Source organism: Acidaminobacter hydrogenoformans DSM 2784, assembly GCF_900103005.1.
In the GTDB taxonomy this organism is placed as follows: domain Bacteria; phylum Bacillota; class Clostridia; order Peptostreptococcales; family Acidaminobacteraceae; genus Acidaminobacter; species Acidaminobacter hydrogenoformans.
This window is the reverse complement of record NZ_FMWL01000020.1, coordinates 11867-35976: the sequence shown is the minus strand read 5'-3', so window position 1 is coordinate 35976 and position 24110 is coordinate 11867. Positions and strand designations below refer to the sequence as shown.

17 protein-coding genes and 2 riboswitches are annotated in these 24110 nt (G+C 46.9%); of the genes, 12 read left to right on the top strand and 5 right to left on the bottom strand.

Annotation, left to right across the window (positions count from 1 at the left end):
• Positions 1-115: 115 nt before the first annotated feature.
• The 5 genes from BLP63_RS14155 to thiT all read left to right on the top strand — a co-directional run bounded on the left by BLP63_RS14155 (position 116) and on the right by thiT (position 6098).
• Positions 116-484 (top strand): ArsR/SmtB family transcription factor, encoded by a 369-nt coding sequence (locus BLP63_RS14155; RefSeq protein ID WP_092592710.1) that lies wholly within the window; start codon positions 116-118, stop codon positions 482-484.
• Between the two features lie 120 nt (positions 485-604).
• A complete protein-coding gene (locus tag BLP63_RS14150) occupies positions 605-2878 on the top strand; it encodes a heavy metal translocating P-type ATPase (protein WP_092592708.1) in 2274 nt (757 codons plus the stop codon).
• 465 nt (positions 2879-3343) lie between these two features.
• Positions 3344-3628, top strand: coding sequence for a co-chaperone GroES (locus BLP63_RS14145; RefSeq protein WP_092592706.1), 285 nt, complete (start codon positions 3344-3346; stop codon positions 3626-3628).
• 57 nt (positions 3629-3685) lie between these two features.
• Positions 3686-5308 (top strand): chaperonin GroEL, encoded by a 1623-nt coding sequence (groL, locus tag BLP63_RS14140; protein WP_092592704.1) that lies wholly within the window; start codon positions 3686-3688, stop codon positions 5306-5308.
• 72 nt (positions 5309-5380) lie between these two features.
• Positions 5381-5480, top strand: a riboswitch (TPP riboswitch).
• A 75-nt stretch (positions 5481-5555) separates the two neighbouring features.
• Positions 5556-6098, top strand: a complete 543-nt coding sequence (gene thiT / locus BLP63_RS14135; protein ID WP_092592702.1) for an energy-coupled thiamine transporter ThiT — start codon at positions 5556-5558, stop codon at positions 6096-6098.
• Positions 6099-6235: 137 nt separating this feature from the next.
• On the opposite strand, the gene BLP63_RS16925 is transcribed toward thiT, so the two are convergent.
• From BLP63_RS16925 to BLP63_RS14125, 3 genes are all read right to left on the bottom strand, one after another.
• Positions 6236-6397: a hypothetical protein gene (locus BLP63_RS16925; RefSeq protein WP_170829477.1), complete on the bottom strand. Its 162-nt coding sequence runs from the start codon at positions 6395-6397 to the stop codon at positions 6236-6238.
• A 127-nt stretch (positions 6398-6524) separates the two neighbouring features.
• A complete protein-coding gene (locus BLP63_RS14130; protein ID WP_170829476.1) occupies positions 6525-7457 on the bottom strand; it encodes an Abi family protein in 933 nt (310 codons plus the stop codon).
• Positions 7458-7545: 88 nt separating this feature from the next.
• Positions 7546-8481, bottom strand: coding sequence for a metallophosphoesterase (locus tag BLP63_RS14125; RefSeq protein WP_170829475.1), 936 nt, complete (start codon positions 8479-8481; stop codon positions 7546-7548).
• A gap of 203 nt (positions 8482-8684) precedes the next feature.
• Positions 8685-8786, top strand: a riboswitch (purine riboswitch).
• A 294-nt stretch (positions 8787-9080) separates the two neighbouring features.
• Between BLP63_RS14125 and guaB the strand changes: the two genes are divergently transcribed.
• Positions 9081-10547, top strand: a complete 1467-nt coding sequence (gene guaB, locus BLP63_RS14120; RefSeq protein WP_092592696.1) for an IMP dehydrogenase — start codon at positions 9081-9083, stop codon at positions 10545-10547.
• A gap of 111 nt (positions 10548-10658) precedes the next feature.
• A complete protein-coding gene (gene guaA / locus BLP63_RS14115) occupies positions 10659-12191 on the top strand; it encodes a glutamine-hydrolyzing GMP synthase (RefSeq protein ID WP_092592744.1) in 1533 nt (510 codons plus the stop codon).
• A 480-nt stretch (positions 12192-12671) separates the two neighbouring features.
• Here the strand turns inward: guaA and BLP63_RS14110 are convergent, their stop codons facing one another.
• Positions 12672-13208 (bottom strand): TetR/AcrR family transcriptional regulator, encoded by a 537-nt coding sequence (locus BLP63_RS14110; RefSeq protein WP_092592694.1) that lies wholly within the window; start codon positions 13206-13208, stop codon positions 12672-12674.
• Positions 13209-13525: 317 nt separating this feature from the next.
• Here BLP63_RS14110 and BLP63_RS14105 point away from each other — a divergent pair, with 317 nt between their 5' ends.
• Entirely contained in the window at positions 13526-15055 is a 1530-nt protein-coding gene (locus BLP63_RS14105; protein ID WP_092592692.1) for an AbgT family transporter, read from the top strand.
• A 29-nt stretch (positions 15056-15084) separates the two neighbouring features.
• Positions 15085-16278, top strand: a complete 1194-nt coding sequence (locus BLP63_RS14100) for a M20 family metallopeptidase (protein ID WP_092592690.1) — start codon at positions 15085-15087, stop codon at positions 16276-16278.
• An 80-nt stretch (positions 16279-16358) separates the two neighbouring features.
• On the opposite strand, the gene BLP63_RS14095 is transcribed toward BLP63_RS14100, so the two are convergent.
• On the bottom strand, positions 16359-17567 hold the full coding sequence (locus BLP63_RS14095) for a M20 metallopeptidase family protein (protein ID WP_092592688.1): 1209 nt from the start codon (positions 17565-17567) through the stop codon (positions 16359-16361).
• A 477-nt stretch (positions 17568-18044) separates the two neighbouring features.
• Between BLP63_RS14095 and hsdR the strand changes: the two genes are divergently transcribed.
• From hsdR to BLP63_RS14080, 3 genes are read left to right on the top strand one after another with little or no spacing between them, the layout of a single operon-like run.
• Positions 18045-21311, top strand: a complete 3267-nt coding sequence (hsdR, locus tag BLP63_RS14090; RefSeq protein ID WP_092592686.1) for a type I restriction-modification system endonuclease — start codon at positions 18045-18047, stop codon at positions 21309-21311.
• Positions 21311-22726, top strand: coding sequence for a class I SAM-dependent DNA methyltransferase (locus tag BLP63_RS14085; protein WP_092592684.1), 1416 nt, complete (start codon positions 21311-21313; stop codon positions 22724-22726). The genes hsdR and BLP63_RS14085 overlap by 1 nt, the downstream gene beginning before the upstream one ends.
• Positions 22727-22728: 2 nt before the next feature.
• Complete coding sequence (locus tag BLP63_RS14080) at positions 22729-24072, top strand: restriction endonuclease subunit S (protein ID WP_092592682.1); 1344 nt, start codon at positions 22729-22731, stop codon at positions 24070-24072.
• Positions 24073-24110: the final 38 nt, after the last annotated feature.

Genomic DNA, 24110 nt, shown 5'->3' with positions numbered 1-24110 from the left:
GCGGGTGCCTGTCCCCAACCACGCAATTCTCTTGACGAGCGCCTCAATGAGGCTTATAATTTAATTGAACATATGAACAGATATACATACGTTCAATCGTAAAGGAGAGTAAACCATGACTTTTGAGGTTACAAATGAGTATAAATGCGACTGTGCCATAATCCACGAAGATGTGGTTGAAAAGGTTCGGGCGGATCAGCACCCAGAGGAACGGCTGATCGATCTGGCGGACTTCTTCAAGGTTCTGGGGGACTCGACGCGCATAAGGATTCTAAGCGCACTGGCCCACTCAGAACTGTGCGTCTGCGACATTGCCCACGTCCTCAATATGACCCAGTCTTCCATCAGCCATCAGCTGCGCATATTGAAGCAGGCGCGTCTGGTGAGAAACCGCAGGGAAGGCAAAGTGGTCTATTACCGACTGGACGACGAGCATGTCTCCGCTATCATGGACGCCGGCCTGGTTCACCTCAGCCACGAATAGCGCAAGGGGACAGCCGCCAAGACTGACAACAGGGCTGTAGCTCGGACAGGCGCAAAGTCAACACATAGCAAAACAGCCCTTCATAATGACAATTAACCAATATTTCCAGGAGATGAGACCATGAGCATAAGCCAAACCACCCTTGAAAATAAAGCACAAAAATATCAATATGAGCTGACCGGTCTCAACTGCGCCAGTTGCGCGGCCAAAATAGAAACAGCCGTCAACGCGCTGCCGGAGGTTGAGATTGCGACCCTGAGGTTCGCCACCAAAAAGTTGATCATCAAGACCTCTGAAGGCGTGGCAGCCACTGCCCCAGAACTTATGACCGACAAGATCTCAGAGGTCGTCCACCGCTATGAACCTCACGTTGGTGTCAGAGATTTGTCCAAAGCTCAAGCCCAAGATCAGGAAAACAGCGATCACAGCCACGGCCACAGCCACGGCGGCAATACAGAAAAGCGGGAAAAGGCAGAGCTGCTGATTGGCGCGCTGCTCTATTTTGGTGCCATGCTGGGAAGCCTGGCCGGTTTCCTGCCTGAGCCTGTGAAAATTGGAATCTATCTGGTGGCTTATATTCTGGTTGGCCGTGGTGTCCTGCTTGGCGCTTACCGAAACATCAGGCAGGGCAACTGGTTCGAGGAAAAGTTCCTCATGTCTGTAGCCACTTTTAGCGCCTGGGGCATTGGCGAATATCCGGAAGCGGTGGCGGTTATGCTGTTCTACAGAGTAGGGGAGCTGTTCGAGGATTACGCTGTCAACAAGTCCCGCCGCTCCATTGCAGGGCTCATGGACATTAAAGTAGAAAAAACCCACTGGATTGTGGAGGCGCAAAGCCAGGCGTCAGAGCAAGCTCCAGCCCTCGGGGTTACTGGTGAGCCTTTTGGTCAGCCTTTAACCCAGCCATTCGTACCACAGATCAAAGCCACCACCCAGGAAGAAATCCGCGACATTGACACCGAATTCGTCAAAAGCGGCAGTCTCATCCTCGTCAAGCCCGGCGAGCGCATTCCGCTGGACGGCGTGGTTGAAAGCGGCACCGCCGTGCTGGATACCTCCGCTATCACCGGCGAATCCCTGCCGGTAGAAGCCGCGCCGGGCTCCACAGTCTACGGCGGCAGCATCAACAAGACCGGTGTGCTCAGGATCCGGACCACCGCGGATTACGAGTCTTCAACCATAGGCAGAATTCTTGAGCTGATTGAGTCAGCCGCTGACAAAAAGGCGAGCACGGAGCGCTTCATCACGCGCTTCGCCAAGGTGTATACCCCTGCGGTCGTCCTGATTGCCGCCCTGATTGCCATTATTCCCCCATTGGTCACCGGGGACAGCTGGACGACTTGGCTGTACCGGGCATCCATCTTCCTCGTCGTCTCCTGCCCTTGTGCACTGGTGATTTCGGTGCCTCTTGGCTATTTTGGAGGCATTGGCCGTGCGTCATCCAGGGGCATTCTTATAAAGGGCGGCAACTACCTGGAAGCGCTGGTAGGCGCTGACACGGTTTTCCTGGACAAGACGGGCACCATTACCGAGGGCAGCTTCAAAGTGGCTAAGATCCACGGACAGACCCGGGAGGCGGCCATTCTTGAAGGCGCTGCGGCGCTGGAGCACCTGTCGAACCATCCCATAGCCCGGGCAATCACAGAAGCTGCAGAGGAACGCGGCATTGCCTTTGGTATGATTGAGGATTATGAGGAGCTTCCGGGACGGGGTGTTAGAGCGACCTATGATGGACGCCTCTGGCACGTAGGGAGCAGCCGATTGTTGGAAGACCAAAACATCACCCCCGGCATCAGCGGCGGCCAGCTCACACGGGTTCACGTGACCGTAGATGGCGCATGGCTCGGGGCCATTGACGTCAGTGACCAGATCAAGGAAAGCTCGGCCAAAGCCGTGGCCGCAATGCGCCGTGAGGGCGTAAACCAAGTCGTCATGCTGACAGGGGACCGCCGGGAAATCGCAGAAGTAATTGGCAAAGAAGCTGGCCTGGACCAAGTGCTCAGCGAGCTGTTGCCGGACGGCAAAGTCAAAGCCATTGAGGACGCCAGGAACCGCGGCCGCAAAGTCGTGTTTGTAGGCGACGGCCTCAACGACGCGCCGGCGCTGGCCATAGCGGACGTAGGCATTGCCATGGGCGGCCTGGGGGCTGACCTCTCGATCGAAGCTGCGGACATTGTCATCATGAATGACGACCTGGAAAAGGTCGCGGAGGCCATCCAGATCAGCAAGAAGACAAATGCCGTGGTGCGCCAGAACATTGCCCTGGCCCTTGGGATCAAGGCGCTGGTGCTGGGCCTTGGCACATTGGGCCTGGCCTCTATGTGGCAAGCGGTTTTTGCCGATGTTGGCGTTGCCCTGCTGGCTATCCTGAATTCTATGAGGGTGCATAGGTGATGGGGTGCTTCGCTCGCTTATAGCATGCGCCCTATATAAACAGAAGTGTCCCTCCGCGTCCGAGAGCAAGCTCTCTTTAGCGGCGGTTGACAAATTTACTTCTCGTGTTTTGGTTTTGATTAAGTTACACCTCATGCAAACAGACGTGCACCCTCGCTTCGCTTCGCTGCGCTTCGGTCACGGGCTTGCTTCGCTCGCTTATAGCATGCGCCCTATATAAATAAAAACAACCCCATACTTCCGAGAGCAAGCTCTCTTCAGTATGGGGGTACTTTTATTTATGCACGTCTTTTAGCCTTCGCGTTGTTAGCACTCTTGTTTAAGGAGTGCCAAAAAACTATTGATAAATCTCTCAAAATATATTATCATAAGGGCAGAGCGTTAGGTTTATTGCTCTCGGCGCTCTCTTTCACAAGAAGTACCGGGAGTTTTTCATCTCAATTATATGAACAGGAGGATTTTAGCATGAACATCAGACCTTTAGGCGAGCGCGTTGTCATTCGTAAGCTCGAAGCCGAAGAAAAAACTAAAAGCGGGATCGTTCTCCCGGGTCAGGCTCAGGAAAAGCCTCAGATCGCGGAAGTCGTCGCAGTTGGCCCAGGCGGCATTGTGGACGGCAAAGAGATCACTATGGAAGTCAAAGTTGGCGACAAGGTTATTTTCCCTAAATACGCCGGCACAGAAGTCAAGATCGACAATGAAGAGTATACCATCATTGAGCAGTCCAAGCTTTTGGGTATCGTTGAATAATTAAATAAGTAAACAATCAAATTATCAAAACACTCACTACAGGAGGTTAACCTTAACATGGCTAAAGAAATCATGTATTCAGAAGAAGTGCGCCGCAAGTTGGAAGCCGGCGTCAACAAGCTTGCAGATACGGTTAAAGTCACCCTCGGCCCTAAAGGCCGCAATGTCATTCTCGACAAGAAGTTTGGCGCACCGCTCATCACAAATGACGGCGTCACCATTGCCAGAGAGATCGAGCTCGAGGACGCTTACGAGAACATGGGCGCTCAGCTCGTCAAAGAAGTCGCGACCAAGACAAACGACGTTGCCGGCGACGGTACCACTACCGCAACACTGCTGGCTCAGGCCATCATCCGCGAAGGCGTGAAGAACGTGGCAGCTGGCGCGAACCCTATGATTCTCAAGCAAGGCATTGAAGCGGCGGTCAAAATTGCTGTTGAAGGCCTCAAGGACATGAGCGTCAACATTGAAACGCAAAACGACATCGCTGACGTCGCGTCAATCTCCGCTGGAGACAGCACTATTGGTGATCTGATCGCAGAAGCTATGGAGAAGGTCGGCAAAGATGGCGTCATCACTGTAGAAGAGTCCAAGACCATGAGCACACAGCTCGAAGTTGTCGAGGGCATGCAGTTTGACCGCGGTTACATCTCCGCGTACATGATCACGGATCCTGACAAAATGGAAGCGGTCCTCGAAGACCCATACATCCTGATCACGGACAAGAAGATCTCCAATATCCAGGAAGTCCTTCCAATTCTCGAGCAAATCGTTCAGCAGGGCAGAAAGCTCCTGATCATTGCTGAGGACGTTGAAGGCGAAGCACTCTCCACGCTGGTGGTCAACAAGCTTCGCGGCACGTTCGAGTGTGTGGCAGTCAAAGCCCCTGGCTTTGGTGACAGAAGAAAAGCCATGATGGCAGACATAGCGGCAGTCACAGGCGGCACGGTGATTTCCGAGGAGCTCGGCTATGAGCTGAAGTCCGCGGACGTTTCCCTCCTTGGCCGTGCTAAGTCCGTCAAGGTCAGCAAGGACAACACGACAATCATTGACGGCGAAGGCGATCACAACGCTATTCAGGAGCGTATCCGTCAGATCCGCGTTCAAATTGAAGAAACCACTTCTGACTTCGACAAAGAGAAGCTCCAGGAGCGCCTTGCGAAGCTTGCTGGCGGCGTAGCGGTCATCCAGGTTGGCGCTGCGACAGAAGTTGAAATGAAAGAGAAGAAACTCCGCCTTGAGGACGCCCTCAATGCGACCCGCGCAGCTGTCGAGGAAGGTATTGTCCCAGGCGGCGGTACGGCGCTCATCGGCGTGCTTCCTGAGCTTTGCAAGCTGATCGACAGCCTCGAAGGCGACCAGAAGACCGGCGCGAAGATCATTGCCCGCGCCCTTGAAGAGCCAGTCCGTCAAATCGCAATGAACGCTGGCCAGGAAGGTTCCGTCATTGTCGAGCACGTCAAGAACTCTGACAAAGGCGTCGGCTTCAACGCCCTCACTGGCGAGTATGTCAACATGATTCAGGCGGGCATTGTCGACCCAACGAAGGTCACACGCTCCGCAGTCCAAAACGCGGCGTCCATTTCCGCAATGTTCCTCACCACTGAGGCAGCGGTTGTCGACATTCCTTCCAAGGATGCAGCGCCTGCCATGGGCGGCGGCATGCCGGGCATGATGTAAGGCAAAAGCCATACAAAAAGCCGCACAAAAAGCCTCACAAAAAGCTACACACGCAGTCACATGAAAATTGAATCCGTACACTAGGGGAGCAACTGCTGAGAGCGGCCATAAGCCGCGACCCTTCGAACCTGATCCGGGTAGTGCCGGCGTAGGGAAGTGTGTTTAGAGTCTTCTGAAGATCCTGTGCACACCCTGTACAGGATCTTTTTCTCGTTGACATAAAAAATGAGAGGAGACCTCGAGAAACATGAAAAATAAACTCACTGTCAAAATGCTGGTCGAAGGCGGGGTCATGCTGGCCCTCGCGTATGTCCTCAGCCTGGTGGTCATCTTCCAGATGCCAAGCGGAGGCTCCATCACCGCCGTCAGCATGCTGCCCATCCTGATCTACGCGGTGCGCTACGGCGCTGGTCCGGGCCTGTTCGTGGCCATAGTCTACGGGACGCTCCAGTTCATACTTGGGCCCAAGTGGTCCTTCCACCCGGTGTCCATCCTGTTTGACTACGTCCTGGGCTTCGGCTTCCTGGGACTGGCGGGCCTGTTTGGGAAGAAGCTTCTGAACGCGACTTTGGGCATTGTCCTTGGCATAGCGCTGCGCTTTGCCTCCAGCGTCATTTCAGGCGTCGTGGTTTTCGCGTCCTACGCGCCGGAGGGCCAGGATCCATTGCTTTATTCGCTGATCTACAACGCCTCTTATATGCTGCCGGAGATGCTGCTCACCACTTTGGCGTTTGCGTTTGTGTACAAGCGTTTGATCCAGCCGCTGGCGGCCGCTGAAGCTGTGAATTGATTTGAGTGTGAAAACAGATGACCATCGGCAAAAAAAGTCTTTTGAAGCCTTTAAAAAGCTTCAAAGTACTTTTGCCGATGGTCATTTTCACAGCAAGATTATCTTAGGATAGCACGGTTATGGCACAGAATAATACACTACCACTCTTCTATTCGCTTCAATAGATCTTCTATCATTTCGTCTATATCATCATACCCTCTATAGTCATCAGGATGCATTTTCATCTTCTCTGTTTCCTGGATCGCCTCAATGGTTTCAGCATTTGGAATACTACTTATTTTGACATTGATGGTGGCCACAATATTAACTCATGTGAAGAAAAAGTTGTCACAGACAAATGAGGGCTTGTTTTTTCCTCAAAAAAGAAAATCAAGGGTGGCACGGGGGCCCCCTCGATAAAAGTGTCGAACACTTTTGTTCTTCAAATTAATTATAAGGCTTATTTGCAAAATGGTCAATGACCATTCTCACAAAACGATAGCTTTCGATGATCTCAATATTATTCCTGTAGAATTTAGAGTTTCTTGACATTCTTACTTTGAATAACTTTTCCAATTCGCTCATTGTATGAGTTTTTACCTTAACGCTGCTAACAATATTATCAAAGACAAAAAGCAAACATACAAAGTCATGAATCACAGGATTACTCATCATCTTATGTCTAAGAGCTTTAGGGATATGATCAATGTTTGCGGCATAATTACTAACTTCTTTTGTTTTTCTTTTGAGCTTGTATGGAGTTTTCAATGAGTTAATTAAGCAATTATTGTGCGCTGCTGCATTTCTGATACACTTGACAGGAAAAATCAAATTGCTCATCGAACTTTTATCTGGATACTTAATATAGTAGTAATGATATAACTTGGCAAAATCCCCAAAAGAAAGTACTTCGACAATGTTCCATAACGCAAAGTCATTCTCATATTTCCGAATAAGCTCTGAGCATATACTGTTGAATTTCTTTTTTGAAAGATCGCTTAGAACCTTGGGGTTATTTATTAGCCACTCATGCACAAATTTATACCCATCTTCAAAAGGATTTTTAGATACAGCATTTAAGAGCCTGACTTTTAAGAAATGTTCAATATCAAGTGAGGATTTAATGATAAATTTTCTTAAGTGCATGTCTATTGTAGATAAATCCTGTAAGTAAGCAAATTCAAGATCTATATAATTTCCACATTTAGCACCTGTCGCGTATTTTTCAAAGTTTTTTGCATAAGCTTTCAACTTAAAATAATAGGTGCTATTCAATAAGAATAAACGTGCTTCATTTTCGGTAACAAGGTTGAATTTTATGCCGTTTTCATCGCGCATATGTGCAATTTGTTCATCGATATTTAATTTTAGGCGCTTCAATCTGTTCCTCCATGTGTATAGTATTTCTCTCATCTTACCACAAGTTCAAAATATTACAAAATATGGATGTTAATTTAATATTCATGGTTTACTCCCACCCCAGCAGCACCACTTCCCGCGGATTGAACAGCCTTGGGAACGGGATTTTGTTGCCCAGCCCCCGGCTGATGACGAGCTGTGTGTTGCCAAATTGATGCAGGCCCTGCGCCAGATCCGGGAAAAAGCCCTGGTGCGGCGACAAAACGGGACCAATGAACGGCAGCCGGACCTGTCCGCCGTGGGCATGGCCGCTGACCACGAGGTCAAAGCCTGCCGCGGCGTATTCACTGGCATACTCCGGACGGTGACTGAGGAGGATCTGGTACTCAGAGGCGTTTCGAAGGCGGTTCATAGTCAGGATATAGCTGCGCTCCGAGGCAAAGCCTATCCGGTCATCCAGGCCGCTGAGGATTATGGGCGTGCCGTCCACCTCCAGCACCGCGCTGCTGTTTCGCAGCACGAAAATGCCAAGGTTCTCAAGCCACCCAAGGGCCGCGCCCCGGTCAATATTTCCAATTTCATGATTGCCAAAGCTGTAATAGGTAGGGGCGATGTCCGGCAGGGCCTCCATCAAAGCCCGGGCCTCAGGCCAGTAGCGCTCCCGGCGGTCCACCATGTCTCCCGGCAGCAGGATGGCCACCGGGCGGGCTTCCCGTAGTGCCTCAAGGAGCCGGGCCGCGTTGTCCTCACTGATGTGGCCGTGGAGGTCGCTGAGGACCGCAATGGTTTTTCCTTTTAAGGCTTCGGGGACAGCGAGGCTGGTGGCTGCTTCAAGCTCGGGCGCAGCTTGTGCCAACGCCGCCCCAGCGCCGGTTGGGGCCATTTCAGTTGGGACCATTTCGGTTGGGGACAGGGACATCCTGGAGATCTCCAGCTGCTGTCCCTGGTAAGTGCCCATGCCGATAGTCACAGCAAGCAACACTCCCACCGCGGCAGCAAACGCTATTTTTAGCTGCTTTTTTGATTCAGGAAAAAGCTTTCGCATAATCATTCACCTCATACATAACCGTCATACCTCCATTGTACGGATTTTATAGAGAATAATAGTCAAGAAAACATGACAATCTCTTTATAATTACAAAAACACGAACAATAAAATAAATAAACAGATAAAATTTCGCAATTTCGCCGAAAATATCTCTCGATTCTGTTGACAACGTCCCAAATATTTGTTACCTTATAGAAAATCATCAACTTAATGCGGACACTCATATATCGGCGGTAATAGGGACTGCCAGTTTCTACGGGAAAACCGTAAATTTTCCTGCTATGAGTGAAATCTGAAGGCGTCTTTCGTCTTTGAAAGCCATGCCATCAATCTCGATTTCACTCCAGAAATCGGGATTTTTTTGATGCTTGTTCACATCTCTTCATTCAATTCACGGCAGGCGGGTCTTGGTCGGCCCGCTTTGCCACCCCCCCCCTCTCATCCACACCTTTAACGCTTTTCTTTTAATGTAATAAACCAAACACTTAAGCCTCGAAGCTGGGGCTCGTACCGTGAATGCGTCCATCCATCACTCCCGGACTGGCGAATAAAAGACCAGAATCCGGGCAAATTAGCGAAAGGGGACCTACTGCTGCATGTCTATTATCTCGATTAAAGAAGGCTTGACCTATGATGACGTCCTGCTGATGCCACAGCGCTCAGAGGTACTGCCAAGCGACGTCTCCGTCAAGACGCGCCTCACCAACAAGATTGCCCTGAACATGCCCATTCTCAGCGCCGGCATGGATACCGTCACCGAGGCCAACATGGCCATTGCCATTGCCCGTGAAGGCGGCATAGGCATCATCCACAAGAACATGACCATAGAGCAGCAGGCACTGGAGGTCGACAAGGTCAAGCGCAGTGAGCATGGCGTTATTGTCGATCCTTTTTATCTCTCAAAGGAGCACCACGTCAGCGACGCCCTTATGCTGATGGAGCGCTACAGGATTTCCGGTGTGCCGATAGTGGACGAAAACCACATCCTCGTCGGGATCATCACCAACCGCGACATCCGCTTTGAGACGGACAACACCAAGCCCATTGACGAGGTCATGACCAAGGAAAACCTGATCACGGCCCGCGAAGGCATCTCCATGCAGGACGCGGAGAAGATCCTGCGCAAGTGGAAGATCGAAAAGCTCCCACTGACAGACGAAGAGGGCCACTTGAAGGGCCTCATCACCATTAAGGACATCCAGAAGGTCGTCATCTTCCCGAACCGAGCCACGGACGACAAGGCCAGACTCCTCTGCGGCGCGGCCATAGGCCTGGGTGCTGACATGATGGACCGTGCGGCTGCCATGCTGAAAGCCGGTGTCGACGTCCTCACCCTGGACTCCGCCCACGGCCACAGCAAGAACGTCATTGACGCAGTGGTCAAGCTCCGTGCGGCGTTCCCTGAGGCCCAGATCATTGCCGGCAACGTTGCGACGGCGGAAGCGACCTATGACCTCATTAAGGCCGGCGCGGACGCCATCAAGGTCGGTATAGGCCCTGGCTCCATCTGTACGACACGCGTTGTCGCGGGCATTGGTGTCCCACAGTTCACCGCGGTTATGGACTGCGCGGAGGTTGGCCGCCAGTACAACATCCCAATAATTGCCGATGGTGGCATCAAGTACTCCGGTGACATTGTCAAGGCCATCGCAGCCGGCGCCGACACCGTCATGCTGGGCTCGCTCTTCGCGGGTACAGAGGAAAGCCCGGGCGAAATCGTCATGTATCAGGGCAGAAGCTACAAGACTTACCGCGGCATGGGCTCCGAAGGCGCCATGAACGCAGGCAGCAAAGACCGCTACTTCCAGACGGATTCGAAGAAATTCGTGCCGGAGGGCGTCGAGGGCCGCGTTCCTTACCGCGGTGTGCTGAAGGATATGATTTACCAACTCGTTGGCGGCCTCAAGTCCGGTATGGGCTACTGCGGCACGCCGGACCTTCCGACACTCCAGAGGGAGGCCAAGTTCATCCGCATCACGAACGCGGGCCTGATTGAAAGCCATCCGCATGACATTCAGATCACCAAAGAATCGTCGAACTATACACCAAGCAAGCATGATTAATTTTATTTCTTAAGACTACAGGCGGCCCTCTGTACAGGGTCGTCTGTGTTCTGTAGAATGGGATTGGATCAACATTTTTATCTAAGTGGAGGAATATGTATAATGATGCATATCGAAAACGAAAAGATCATCATCATTGACTTTGGCGGCCAGTACAACCAGCTGATCGCGCGCCGTGTCCGTGAAGCGGGCGTCTACAGCGAAGTCGTCTCCTACAAGACGCCCCTCAGCGCCATTGTGGAGAAAAAACCGAGCGGCATCATCTTTACCGGCGGCCCGAACTCCGTGTACCTGGAGGGCGCGCCTTCTGTGGATCCGGGGATCTTCGAGCTGGGCATTCCGGTCCTTGGCATCTGCTACGGCATGCAGCTCATGGCCCACCTTTTAGGCGGCAAGGTCAGAAAGGCAGATCAGCGGGAGTACGGCAAGATCAGCCTGAATTTAGCCGAGGAGAGTGCGCTATTTAGCGGCGTCGAGTCCGGGTCGACCTGCTGGATGAGTCACTTTGACTACGTTGAAAAAGAGCCGGAGGGCTTTAAGATCAGCGCGACCACGGACAACTGCCCGGTGGGCGCCATGGAGTCTGTGGAGAAGAAGCTCTATGCCGTTCAGTTCCACGCCGAGGTGGAGCACACCCCGTTTGGCCGTACCCTGATTCAGAACTTCCTCTATGAGATCTGCGGCTGCGAGGGCCGCTGGAATATGGGCTCCTTCGCGGAAGAGAAGATTGAACAGATTAAGAAGATTGCCGGCAACGACAAGGTGCTCTGCGGCCTGTCCGGCGGCGTGGACTCGTCTGTTGCGGCACTGATGGTGCATAAGGCTATTGGCAACAACCTGACCTGCATCTTTGTTGACCACGGTCTCCTCAGAAAGGACGAGGGCGACGAGGTCGAGAAGGTCTTTATGGAAGACTTCCACATGAACTTCATCCGCGTCAACGCCCAGGAGCGCTTCCTTGGCAAGCTTTATGGCGTGTCTGATCCGGAGACCAAGCGCAAGATCATAGGCGAGGAGTTTATCCGCGTCTTTGAGGAAGAGGCGAACAAGCTGGAAGGCATCAAGTGGCTGGTTCAGGGCACCGTTTATCCGGACGTCATTGAGAGCGGCACGGATACGGCACAGGTCATCAAGAGCCACCACAATGTGGGTGGCCTTCCGGACGACATGCAGTTTGAGCTGATTGAGCCGCTTCGCGACCTCTTTAAGGATGAGGTCAGAAAAGTGGGCCTTGAGATTGGCCTGGACGAGAATATAGTCTGGCGTCAGCCGTTCCCGGGACCGGGTCTTGCGATCCGCGTCATGGGCGAGATCACGGATGAAAAGCTGAAGATCGTTCGCGATTCAGACGCGATTCTGCGTGAGGAGATCAAGAAGGCGGGCCTTCACAGGGACGTCTGGCAATACTTCACAGTTCTTCCGAATGTCAAATCCGTGGGTGTTATGGGCGATGAGCGCACGTACAGCCATTTGGTGGGTATTCGTGCGGTGACGTCCATTGATGGCATGACGTCGGATTGGGCGAGACTGCCTTATGAGGTGCTGGATAAGATTAGCTCCAGGATTGTCAATGAGGTGGATCATGTGAATAGGATAGTGTATGATGTGACGTCGAAGCCACCGTCGACGATAGAGTGGGAATAGCCAGCAGGGCGCCGTAGGCGCCCTGCTTTTTTCTGTCCGGAGGACAGAAAAACCCACCAAGCGGAGGCTTGGTGGGAGGCTATTCACGATGTTCCGCGAAAGCTAACAGACGTGCATAAACGAAAATGATCCCGTGCGGAAGAGAGCTTGCTCTCTGACGGGTGGGATCGTTTTCGTTTATATAGGGCGCAGCCCGCGACCCAGAGCGCAGCGAAGCGGAGCTCTGGGGGCGCGACTGTTAGCGAGGTGTTGGTTGAGGCGGGGGATTGCTGGAGTTGGGGTAATGAAGAGATGGGAGATTTATAACTAGTGAAGGAGGAAAAGGGTGTGAGCGCAGCGGTATCCGAGGGATTGTACATCTTACAAGAGAGCAGGTAGAAATGGGGTGACACCCTGCTTTTTTTGCTATTCACGATTATTCACCTGGAAGTTTCTCGATATGTATGTGAGTGATGAGAGTTGTTATTAAATGATCTTTTGTCATCTTTTTACGCTACCGTAAAGTAAAATCTCAAAAAAACTGCTGGTGATTCCCTGACGATCTTTGATCTCTGGAATTGTAAGTAAAAAGGATTTGGAGAGTTCAATCAAGACTTCTGGATTAATTTGTTCGTTAAAAACACCATTGGTGATGCCGTCATTATAAACCTGAACGATCATGTTTGAACTTTCCCCTATATAATTGTGGATTATCTGAGCTGAAGAAGGGTAATATCTCTCAATTTCTTCGATGTTTGTTTTATAGAATTCAATTGGGTAGGGAAGATAATGATAACAAGCAATTTTCAATTTTTCGATGTAGGTATTTGCGTTATTAAGTTCGTTTGCTAAAATACGCTGGTTCTCGCTAATATATTCATGAATTGTTTGATATATCAATTCATCTTTACTATTAAAATGCTCATACAAGGTCTTTTTGCTAATCTTTAAGCGATCTGATAATCCATCCATAGTCATTTTTTTTAAGCCAGTTTCAAGTGAGAGACTCTGGACTTCCTTAATAATTTTATCTATCATTGTTAGCCCTCCGGTAAATTTGTAGTTTATTATACCATAGATTGGATCGAAGAAAATTCGGATAAAATGAAAAGAATGTAATTAAAAAACTAAAATAAAGAAGTCGGTTTATGATCAAAAAATATAAAAACTATTTTAAAAATAATCGTTTTGTGTTATGGTGATTTTAGCAATAAATGCTGTAAATGAATTTGGAAAATCTTTTTATTGTGTATTTTTTTGCTTTAAATTATATGATAAAATTATTTTGATTCATTTGCTGTGCAACAAAGAAACTTAAAAATCAATAATAGTTTCTAAATCAGAGGAGGTTAGTCATGAGTAACGAAAGAAAAAAGAACGGCGGAATTCTGAATACAATTGAAAGAGTAGGGAACCGTCTGCCACATCCAATTTTCATCTTTATCTTTATGGCTTTACTGGTTGTAGTGATCTCAGTGTTTACTTCTGGGACAGAGGTTGTTCATCCAGGCACAGGTGATGTTAAGGTAGTACAAAGTCTTTTGTCCAGAGAAGGAATTGTGTGGATATTATCAAGTATGGTTTCCAATTTTACTAAATTTCCGCCATTGGGCATGGTATTGGTAATGATGATTGGCTTGGGATTAGCAGAGGAAACGGGTTTACTTAGAACAGTAATTAGGAAAATGATCGTTGGAGCACCTAAGCATCTTGTAACATTTATCATTGTTTTTTCTGGAATTATGGGGAATATTGCTGGCAGTGCTACTTTTGTAGTTATCCCACCTCTTGGAGGGCTGATTTTTAAAGCACTGAACAGACATCCAATGGCAGGTATTGCTGCCGGATTTGCCGGCGTTGCAGCTGGGTTAAGTGCTAACCTTCTAATAACACCTACTGATGTACTTTCTGCAGGAATTACTGAAAAAGCTGCGCAAATTATTGATCCTGCTATGCTTGTGCATCCAGCAGTTAACTGGTATTTTATGATTGCATCAACAATAGTACTCTCTATTATTGGTACATTGACAGTTGAAAAAATTGTTGAGCCACGACTTGGAAAGTATGATGCTTCATTTGCCAGCGGTGAAGATCATTCAGGGAATGTTGAACTTGTTAGTATTACCAACGAAGAGAAAAAAGGTCTTAAAAATGCAGGTATTGCCACTATTTTATATATAGCGTTAGTCGCTTTCATGGTGGTACCACAAAATGCATTGCTTAGGCATCCTGAAACAGGTACTATTGTGCCCTCTCCATTTTTGTCTTCAATGATATCAATACTATTCTTCTGGTTTATTATAATTGCCCTTGCTTATGGTTATGGTGCAAAAACTATCAGGAACTCAGACGACATTGTAAAGCATATGACTGAGTCTATGAAATCCTTTGCTGGATTTATTGTACTTTGCTTTTTCGCAGCACAATTTGTAGAGTTTTTTGCTTATACTAACCTGGGCTTATTGCTTTCCGTAAAAGGTGCTGATTTTCTCAAAACCACAGGCTTTGTTGGGGCACCTTTAATTATTGGATTCGTAATTCTTGTTGCGTTAATCAATTTTCTTATCGGTAGTTCCTCTGCGAAATGGGCACTGCTTGCTCCAATCTTTGTGCCTATGTTCATGCAAATTGATTTGTCGCCAGCTTTAACTCAAGCTGCTTATAGAATCGCTGACTCAGTCACTAACAGTATTTCGCCACTCGAACCATTCATGCCATATATTATAGTCCTTGCTCAAAGATATGATAAGCGATCAGGACTTGGCACGGTTATATCAGCTATGATACCTTTAGCGTTGGCATTCTTAATTTCATGGGTAATTCTTTTGTTGATCTGGTATTTTGTGAATATACCTCTTGGACCCGGTGCTGGTATTGGAATGTAATCAATTTGCTAATTTGAAAGGAGCCTTAGATGTCGCATATAGATGAAATTAAAAACAAACTGGACGCTAATATTAATGCAATAGCGGATCAATTAATCGACGCATCAAGAGAACTATGGTTGCATCCTGAAATCGGACACGAGGAATTTTTCGCCCACAAGATGCTCACAGAGATGTTGGAAGCTGATGGATTTATCATTGAAAACAATCCAGCTGATATGGCTACAGCATTTATCGCTACTAAGGATACTGGAAAGCAAGGCCCAACTATTGCGTTGATTTCAGAATATGATGCACTACCAAAGCTGGGACATGCATGTGGCCATAATTTGTTTTCTGTTTCAGCAGTGGGCTCAGCGCTTGCCTTGTCAAAAATGAAGGATCAACTCAACGGGAAAATAGTAGTCATTGGTACACCCGCAGAAGAAGGTGTAGTGCCTAAAGCAGGTGGAAAAGCTTACCTCGTAGAAGCTGGCTATTTTGACGAGGTTGATGCTGCGATGATATGTCATGCTGAAGGGAGGACGATTATCAAACGAAATCTGATCGCTTCTGCCTCGATGGATGTCAAATTCAAGGGTAAGCCAGCACATGCTGCAGGTTCGCCGCAGGAAGGTATTAATGCTTTAACGGCTGGTGTGCTTACAATAAATAATATCAATGCTCTTCGACAACACTTTCTGCCGAGGACAATCGTCAATGCCATTTTAACCGAGGGTGGAACCAGTCAAAATACAATTCCAGATTGTTGCGTCATGCAAGTTAGTATTCGTGCTGAAAAGAGAGACGTGCATCAGTCTGTGATTGCGCAGGTTAAGCGGTGTATAGAGGCTGCTGCTTATGTTACAGGCTGTAGTTTTGAAATTGGGAGTGATAGAAAGATTTATGAAGACCTTAATTTAAATGATGAGCTCGCGCATCTTTTTGCTGATGCGATTAAGTCACTTGGTATTGAATATATCGAAAATGAGAATGCCAACTACAGCTGGGATATTGGAAATGTTAGTTATGTATGCCCAACAATTGCGCCATACATAAAGATTGGACCTGATAATTTGATTGGTCATACAGATGAGTTTAGAGAAGCGAGTAATTCGGTTGGTGGGTATGAAGGAATGATTGTGGGGGCTAAGGCGATGGCAAGGGTTGCTGTTGATCTTATGTTGGATTCGAAAAAAATGGAAAATGTTAAGAAATCATTTAAGCCCAGCTCAATAGTATAAAAATTTAATTTTGTTCTATTAAAAAAGCTGCCATGAGGCAGCTTTTTTAATGGGAAAAAATAGAAATGGTCAGTATTGTATTATAGAAGTGACATAGTTTTTCGTGCGGCAATATAAGTCAAAAGCTTCAAACCATTTTGCAAAGAGGATTCATCAATATCAAATCGGTTGCTGTGACAATATTCTATAGTATCAATATTATTAAGCTTAACACCGAGGGAAATAAAGCAACCAGGGAAATGATCTGTATATTTTGAGAAACTGTCTCCAACTAAATAGGGCATTGCTAATCGTCTGTAAGATCCGTCAGGGAGATATTCTCTAGCAACTTTTTCTACGAAGAGCGCTAAATCTTCTGAGTTTATTGTCGCGTTATAACCAGCAAGCATTCTGATATCCGTCTTGGCTTCATAAGCATCTGCAATACCATTTGCCATTTTCTCAAGGAGTTTTTTAATATTATAACGTGAATCGTCGTCAACTGTTCTTAAGTTTCCTTTTAAAATAACTTTGCTGGGTATTAGTCCGTGCGTCAATTGAGGGGTCATAAATTGCGTTATTGTTAAAATTCTTGGCGTTAATGGATTTGTTTTTCTAGAAATGATATTCTGTAGCGCTAATACTATTTCAGATCCAATCACAATAGTATCAATTGACTCATGTGGGTGTGAAGCATGGCCACCCTGACCTGTAATTTCAATTTCAAATTGGTCAATACTTGCTGTGATTGGTCCGGGCTTAGTAGCAATAATGCCGGATTCAATTTCTGGATTTACATGCAAATCAAAAATCATTTCAATGTCATCTAACACGTGGGTGCTAATTATATCATCAGCACCACTCGGGGGGATTTCTTCTGCGGATTGAAATATGAGTATGATTTCCCCTTCGATTTTATCCTTCATTTTGGACAAAACATTGGCTAAACCTAATAGGATCGCGATGTGGGCGTCGTGCCCACACGCGTGCATAACTTCGGGAACTGATGAGCTAAAGCTGTGATTTACAAGCTCTTGAATTGGTAATGCGTCTAAATCAGCTTTAAAAGCTATTTTTGAACCGGGTTTATTTCCTTTGATTGCTGCTATTAAATTTGGTTCTTTAACTGGATAAAAAATAAAGTTGCCACAGTCAATTAAACTATTGCGGATATATTCTCGAGTTTGATACTCATGACTGGAGAGTTCTGGATGTTGATGAAGGTGTCTGCGCCAATCAATTAATCTATCTGCAACTGAGGAGATCTCTAAATCTAAACTTCTTTTTAGAATATTTGAATAAGACAACATGCAAAATTCCTCCAGTGTGTACAGTGAGTCTTAACATTATTATATCGTAAAAGCGGGGCAGCAAAAAATAATTTCAGAATTTATGAGGAGTACAAGTTGTTTTATTCTTAAAAATATTTTGAGGAAAAAGACACGTATTTGGAATCTGTAGTGAAGTTGTGGAAGTTGTTTGTGCGATAATCTATATATAGTAAGGCTTTCAAAAAATAATAATTAGAAAACGTGGCGATCTGTTCCAATTACACTCGAAGAACTTTAGATAAAAAAGGGAGTATTTCGTTATTTCCAATTTTTGATTGACAACTACATCTTTAAGAAAAATTCAGGTATAATTAAATTGTCAATCAATTTCCATTCGTACGCGATAGGCTTGACGTCGATATGTACCTATCGCAACCAGCAAGTACATAAAACAATAAAGGATGAGAAAAATAGTCGGGACTTATAATGCAGCCCGAGTTATGAGGAGCGGATCTGATGAAGTCGAATTTCGAGTTTCTCAACCAAGCTTTCCCAATGCTGTCGAATCTGGGGGAAACAGCGGAAAACTACCTGTATACCGATACCAATTCCTGCATAATAAAGCTGGGTTTATTCGGCGAGACCGTTGTGAACTTAATGCTTCAGATCGACTGTATAGAGCCTCCAGCCTATGAGAACACACATGCAAACCGGATTCGTCTCCTCAAAAAAGAAGGCTTGATCTCCCAGGGCATCGACGATATTCTATATGCCCTCAGAACCAAACGCAATAAAGCTGTTCATGAAAATTACGATTCCTTTGAGGATTGTGTGACGCTGCTTGAAATGGCTCACAATCTTGGCATTTGGTTTTCTCAAACTTATGCCGATGGTCACGAAAAGCCTGCCCCATTTCTCCTGCCAGAAGATCTCAGCCAACAAAGTGGCTTTGAATCATTGCTGAACGAAAAAGAAGCGCTGATCCAGCAGCTCACAGAACAGTTAAAGAGCTTTGAGTCATCAGGCACAGGAGCGTTGACTCTTCAAGAGCGCGTTAAGCGTGCATCTACTGCTTCAGAAAGAATGAAACTCTCTGAAAAAGAAACACGTTATCTGATAGATGATCAACTGAGAAAAGTTGGTTGGGAAGCGGATAGCGTCAAACTAAGATATTCCAAAGGAACCAGGCCTCAGAAGGGCAGAAATTTAGCCATCGCGGAATGGCCAACCAATTCCAAAGTGGGCGATCACGGTTCTGCGGACTATGCACTCTTCATTGGCCTTAAGCTCGTGGCTATTGTTGAAGCCAAGCGTATGATGATGGATATCCCCTCAGTGCTGGACTATCAATGCAAAGATTATGCTTCGACAATAAAGGAGGAGCATGCTGATTATGTCGTCAACCATTGGAATGACTATAAAGTCCCGCTGCTATTTGCCACCAACGGCAGAAAGTATTTAAAACAGATCGAGACCAAATCAGGTATTTGGTTTCTGGATGTTCGTCAGCCCTCCAATATTCCAAAAGCACAGCAAGGCTGGATGAGCCCAAATGGCATTATGGAACTCCTGGAAAAAGATATTGAAGCCGCAAATCAATCCCTGAAAGCGATGGAGTATGATCTTTTGAGAGATCCTGACGGCTTAAATCTGCGGGATTATCAGATCAAAGCCATAGAAGCCGCAGAGAAGGCCGTGATTGGTGGAAGCACCACCGCGCTGCTGTCCATGGCAACCGGAACGGGGAAGACCAGAACTGTGCTTGGTATGATCTATAGATTCCTAAAGACAAATCGGTTTAAGCGGGTTTTATTCTTGGTCGACCGATCCGCCCTCGGAGAACAGGCACAGGATGTTTTCAAAGAAGTTAAAATTGAAGATCTAATGACGCTGGATGAGATCTACAACATCCGAAACCTTGAAGATAAAGATATTGAAAAGGAAACCAAGATTCATGTTGCCACCGTTCAGAGCCTGGTCAAACGCATCCTCTACAATGAAGACACTACAATGCCTGCCGTTTCAGATTACGATCTGATCGTCATTGATGAGGCTCATAGAGGCTATATTCTTGATAAGGAAATGGATGACGAGGAGATTCTCTACCGCAATCAGGAGGACTACGTCAGCAAGTATCGAACCGTCCTGGACTATTTTGAGGCGGTTAAAATTGCGCTGACTGCGACCCCCGCCTTACATACCAGCGAGATTTTCGGAAAACCAGTCTTCAACTACTCCTACAGGGAAGCGGTTGTCGACGGGCATCTAGTGGATCATGACGCACCGCATACCATTGTGACAGAACTCAGCAAGAATGGCATTGTTTACGAAAAGGGTGAAACCGTCGCAATCTATGATCCGGACACCGGGGAAATCATAAACAGTGATGAGCTTGAGGACGAGCTCAAATTTGATGTGGAGAAATTTAACCGACAAGTCATTACTGAATCCTTCAACAAGACCGTCCTTGAAGAAATCGCCAATGGTCTCGATCCTGAAGGAGATGGCAAAACCTTGATCTACGCTGTGGATGACAGCCATGCGGATTTGATTGTCAAGCTCCTTAAGGAACACTATGAGCCCCAGGGTGTTGACAACGAGGCAATCATGAAAATTACCGGTAGTGTGGGCGGCGGCAACAAAAAGAAAGTTTTGGAAGCCATCAAGAAATTCAAGAACGAAAAGTATCCCAATATTGTTGTCACTGTCGATCTTCTCACAACAGGGATTGACGTGCCGGAAATCACCACGTTGGTTTTCTTAAGGCGTGTGAAATCCAGAATATTGTTTGAGCAGATGATGGGGCGTGCGACGAGGCTTTGCCCGACAATTAATAAAACGCACTTTGAGATTTATGATCCTATTGGGGTCTATGAGTCCTTAGAGCCGGTCAGTACCATGAAACCAGTTGTAGCGAATCCTGAGACCACTTTTGAAGACTTAATCCACGGACTGACAACGCTGACGTCTGAAAAGCAGGTCGAGAAGCAGATCGACATGATCCTCGCCAAGCTGCACCGCAGGAAGCGAAGCATGTCCGAGAAGGCCATGGCACATTTTGTGGATCTGTCTGGCGGACTGAGCCCTACGCAGTTTATTGATCAGGTCAGAGAAATGCCTGCAGAGCTCGCCAAAGCCCATCTATTAAAGTATCAGCAGTTGTTTGACCGCTTGAACGAAGGCAGCACAGATCCAAGGCGCGCTGTCGTCATCTCAGACAGAAAAGACGCGATGCTCAGCCATACCAGAGGCTATGGTGAAGGTAAGAAGCCCGCAGATTATCTTGAGGAGTTTAGGGCGTTTATCACAGAGAACATGAATAAAATCGCAGCGCTGCACATTGTCTGCACTCGACCAAAGGAACTCACCAGAGAGAGCTTAAAGAGCCTTAGATTGGAACTGGACCGGCACAATTTCACGGAGCAGCAGCTGAACACAGCCATGAAAGAACTGAAGAACGAGGACATTGCGGCGGATATCATCAGCTTAATCCGACAGCAAGCTCTTGGATCTTCTCTTTTAAATCACGAAACGCGCATCGCGCGTGCTGTTGAACGGCTGAAGAAAAATCACAGCTTCAACAAAATGGAGCTGAACTGGATCGACCGCATAGAAAAGAATCTCATACAGGAAAGCATTATTGACCGAAGTACTTTTGATGCCGGCTCATTTAAAAGCTCAGGTGGCTTCGACAAGATCAACAAAGTGTTTAAAAATCAGCTCAACGAGATTATTGGAGAACTCAACGATTATCTCTATGACGACGGAGGCAGCGTAGCGTAATGAACAATCAGGAAATCGTAGCAAAGCTTTGGAATCTGTGTAATGTACTCAGAGATGACGGGATCACCTATCATCAGTATGTCACTGAGCTCACTTATATTCTCTTCCTGAAGATGGCGAAGGAAACGGGCACCGACGGTGCCATCCCCGAAAGCTACAGATGGGAACAACTTGTCAAAAAGCAGGGCGTGGAGCTGAAAAAGTTCTACAATTCCCTGCTGACGCATCTTGGTGAGGAATGTACCGGCAGAATTCGCGAGATCTATGCCGGCTCCAGATCTAACATAGACGAGCCCAAAAACTTAGAAAAAATTATCACTTCCATTGATGCCCTCGACTGGTATTCAGCCAAAGAAGAAGGTCTGGGAAACCTTTACGAGGGTCTTCTCGAGAAGAATGCGAATGAGAAGAAATCCGGCGCGGGTCAATATTTCACACCCCGTATCCTCATCAACATCATGACCAGACTCATTGATCCAAGGCCTGGCGAGCGCTGCAATGATCCGGCTTGCGGTACCTTTGGCTTTATGATAGCTGCAGACCGTCACATTAAAGATCAGACGGATGAATTATTCGATTTACCACTGGACTTGCAGGATTTCCAGAAGCATGAAGCCTTCACAGGCTGTGAGCTTGTCCATGACACCCATAGACTGGCACTTATGAACGCTATGCTGCACGACATTGAGGGCAAGATCCTCCTGGCAGACACTCTGACCAACCACGGCAAGTCTATGAAGGACTTTGACGTCGTCCTGACTAACCCACCGTTTGGCACGAAAAAGGGTGGCGAGCGCGCCACACGGGATGACCTGACCTATCCGACCTCCAACAAGCAGCTAAATTTTCTTCAACACATTTACAGGAGTCTGAAATCGGATGGCAAGGCCAGAGCCGCCGTCATCCTGCCTGATAATGTGCTTTTCGCCGATGGTGACGGTGCCTCCATCCGCGCAGACCTCATGGACAAATGCAACCTGCACACGATCTTAAGGCTGCCAACGGGCATCTTCTACGCACAGGGCGTCAAGACAAACGTCCTCTTTTTTACGAGGGGCAAGACGGAAAAGAACAACACCAAAGAAGTGTGGTTCTATGATCTCAGAACCAACATGCAGAACTTTGGAAAAACCAATACTTTGAAAGAGGCGCATTTTGAGGATTTTATCAAAGCCTATACCGCTGAGGACAGAACAAAAATCCAGGATGAGCGCTTCTCTTGTTATACAAGAGAACAGATCTCTGCGAAGAACAACAGCTTGGACCTAGGTTTAATCCGCGATGACAGCATCCTCGATTATGAAGACCTTCAAGACCCTATTGAAAGCGGCGAAGAGATCATTGCCAAGCTGGAAGAGGCCATAGACCTGATTCAAAGCGTGGTAAAAGAGCTCCGGTCGTTGGAGGGTAGATAGGGATGGGGAAGAAGAAGTCGAGGGAATTGACACAGGAAGAATGGTTGGAGCAGGCATTGGTGCCGGAGAGTGAGTGGCCTTACAAGGTGCCGGGGAATTGGGTTTGGGTTAGGGGAGAACATATTTTCAAACCAATGACTTCGAAAAAACCTGAAGGTGAATATTTTAGTTATATTGATATTGAATCGATTGACAATTTAAATCAACAGGTAAATAAAGTGAAAAAACTCAAGGTTTCTGATGCTCCGAGCAGAGCGAGTAGAGAATTGTATGAGGGGGACACTTTGTTCTCTTTAGTTCGTCCATATCTTATGAATATTGCATTCATTACTGAAGAATTTGCGCAAAGTATTGCCTCAACCGGGTTCTATGTATGTCGGCCAACATCGATTTTAAATAATAGATATCTATTTAGATTGATGACGTCAAATTATGTTGTTAATGGATTGAATTCATATATGAAAGGAGATAATTCGCCGTCTATCCGAAGCTCGGATATTCAGGGATTCTATTACCCGATCCCTCCAGTTGCAGAACAACAGCGAATTGTTGACCGCATCGAAAGCCTTTTCGAAAAACTCGATCAAGCCAAAGGGATTATTCAAGAAGCACTTGATTCATTTGAAAACAGAAGGGCTGCCATTCTTTATAAAGCTTTTAGTGGGGAGCTCACGAAAAAGTGGCGGGAAGAGAATGGGGTTGGGATGGAGAGTTGGGAAACTCTAAAATTACGACAATGTGGCAATTGGTGTGGGGGAGGTACACCTAGCAAGAGCCGGAAAGACTACTGGGAGAATGGTAATATTCCATGGGTTTCTCCTAAAGATATGAAGTCAATGTACATTGATAATGCAATTGATAAAATAACTCAAACTGCGATAAATGAATCAAGCACAAGACTTGTTCCTGAAGGTGCAATTCTAATTGTTGTAAGAAGTGGAATACTTAGAAGAATACTTCCTATTGCAATAACCAGGACACAAGTGACATTAAATCAAGATATGAAAGCCCTAATCCCAAAAGGTATAAATGCAAAATACCTATATTGGCTATTCGTTTCGAAAGAAGCGTCTATAAGAACTAAATGTGCAAAAAGTGGCACAACAGTGGAAAGCATAAGCTCCAAATTGTTGTATGAATATGAAATTACAATACCACCCATTCATGAACAAGTGCAAATTGCGCAAATACTTGATGATATTTTTGATAATGAAATTAACGCTCAGACTTTAATGGATGCGATTGAGGATGTTGATGTAATGAAAAAATCCATTCTCGCCCGCACGTTTCGTGGTGAACTTGGTACAAATGATCCTATCGAAGTAAATGAAATATTCGAAATGTGAGGGATAGATACCAACTTGATGAAATCATCTAAATATTT

Bases quoted from the DNA above. Each gene is read 5' to 3' on its own strand.
- BLP63_RS14155 (WP_092592710.1), top strand. From the start codon at position 116: ATGACTTTTGAGGTTACAAATGAGTATAAATGCGACTGTGCCATAATC.
- BLP63_RS14150 (WP_092592708.1), top strand. From the start codon at position 605: ATGAGCATAAGCCAAACCACCCTTGAAAATAAAGCACAAAAATATCAA.
- BLP63_RS14145 (WP_092592706.1), top strand. From the start codon at position 3,344: ATGAACATCAGACCTTTAGGCGAGCGCGTTGTCATTCGTAAGCTCGAA.
- groL (WP_092592704.1), top strand. From the start codon at position 3,686: ATGGCTAAAGAAATCATGTATTCAGAAGAAGTGCGCCGCAAGTTGGAA.
- thiT (WP_092592702.1), top strand. From the start codon at position 5,556: ATGAAAAATAAACTCACTGTCAAAATGCTGGTCGAAGGCGGGGTCATG.
- BLP63_RS14125 (WP_170829475.1), bottom strand. From the start codon at position 8,481: ATGCGAAAGCTTTTTCCTGAATCAAAAAAGCAGCTAAAAATAGCGTTT.
- guaB (WP_092592696.1), top strand. From the start codon at position 9,081: ATGTCTATTATCTCGATTAAAGAAGGCTTGACCTATGATGACGTCCTG.
- BLP63_RS14110 (WP_092592694.1), bottom strand. From the start codon at position 13,208: ATGATAGATAAAATTATTAAGGAAGTCCAGAGTCTCTCACTTGAAACT.
- BLP63_RS14105 (WP_092592692.1), top strand. From the start codon at position 13,526: ATGAGTAACGAAAGAAAAAAGAACGGCGGAATTCTGAATACAATTGAA.
- BLP63_RS14100 (WP_092592690.1), top strand. From the start codon at position 15,085: ATGTCGCATATAGATGAAATTAAAAACAAACTGGACGCTAATATTAAT.
- BLP63_RS14095 (WP_092592688.1), bottom strand. From the start codon at position 17,567: ATGTTGTCTTATTCAAATATTCTAAAAAGAAGTTTAGATTTAGAGATC.
- hsdR (WP_092592686.1), top strand. From the start codon at position 18,045: ATGAAGTCGAATTTCGAGTTTCTCAACCAAGCTTTCCCAATGCTGTCG.
- BLP63_RS14085 (WP_092592684.1), top strand. From the start codon at position 21,311: ATGAACAATCAGGAAATCGTAGCAAAGCTTTGGAATCTGTGTAATGTA.
- BLP63_RS14080 (WP_092592682.1), top strand. From the start codon at position 22,729: ATGGGGAAGAAGAAGTCGAGGGAATTGACACAGGAAGAATGGTTGGAG.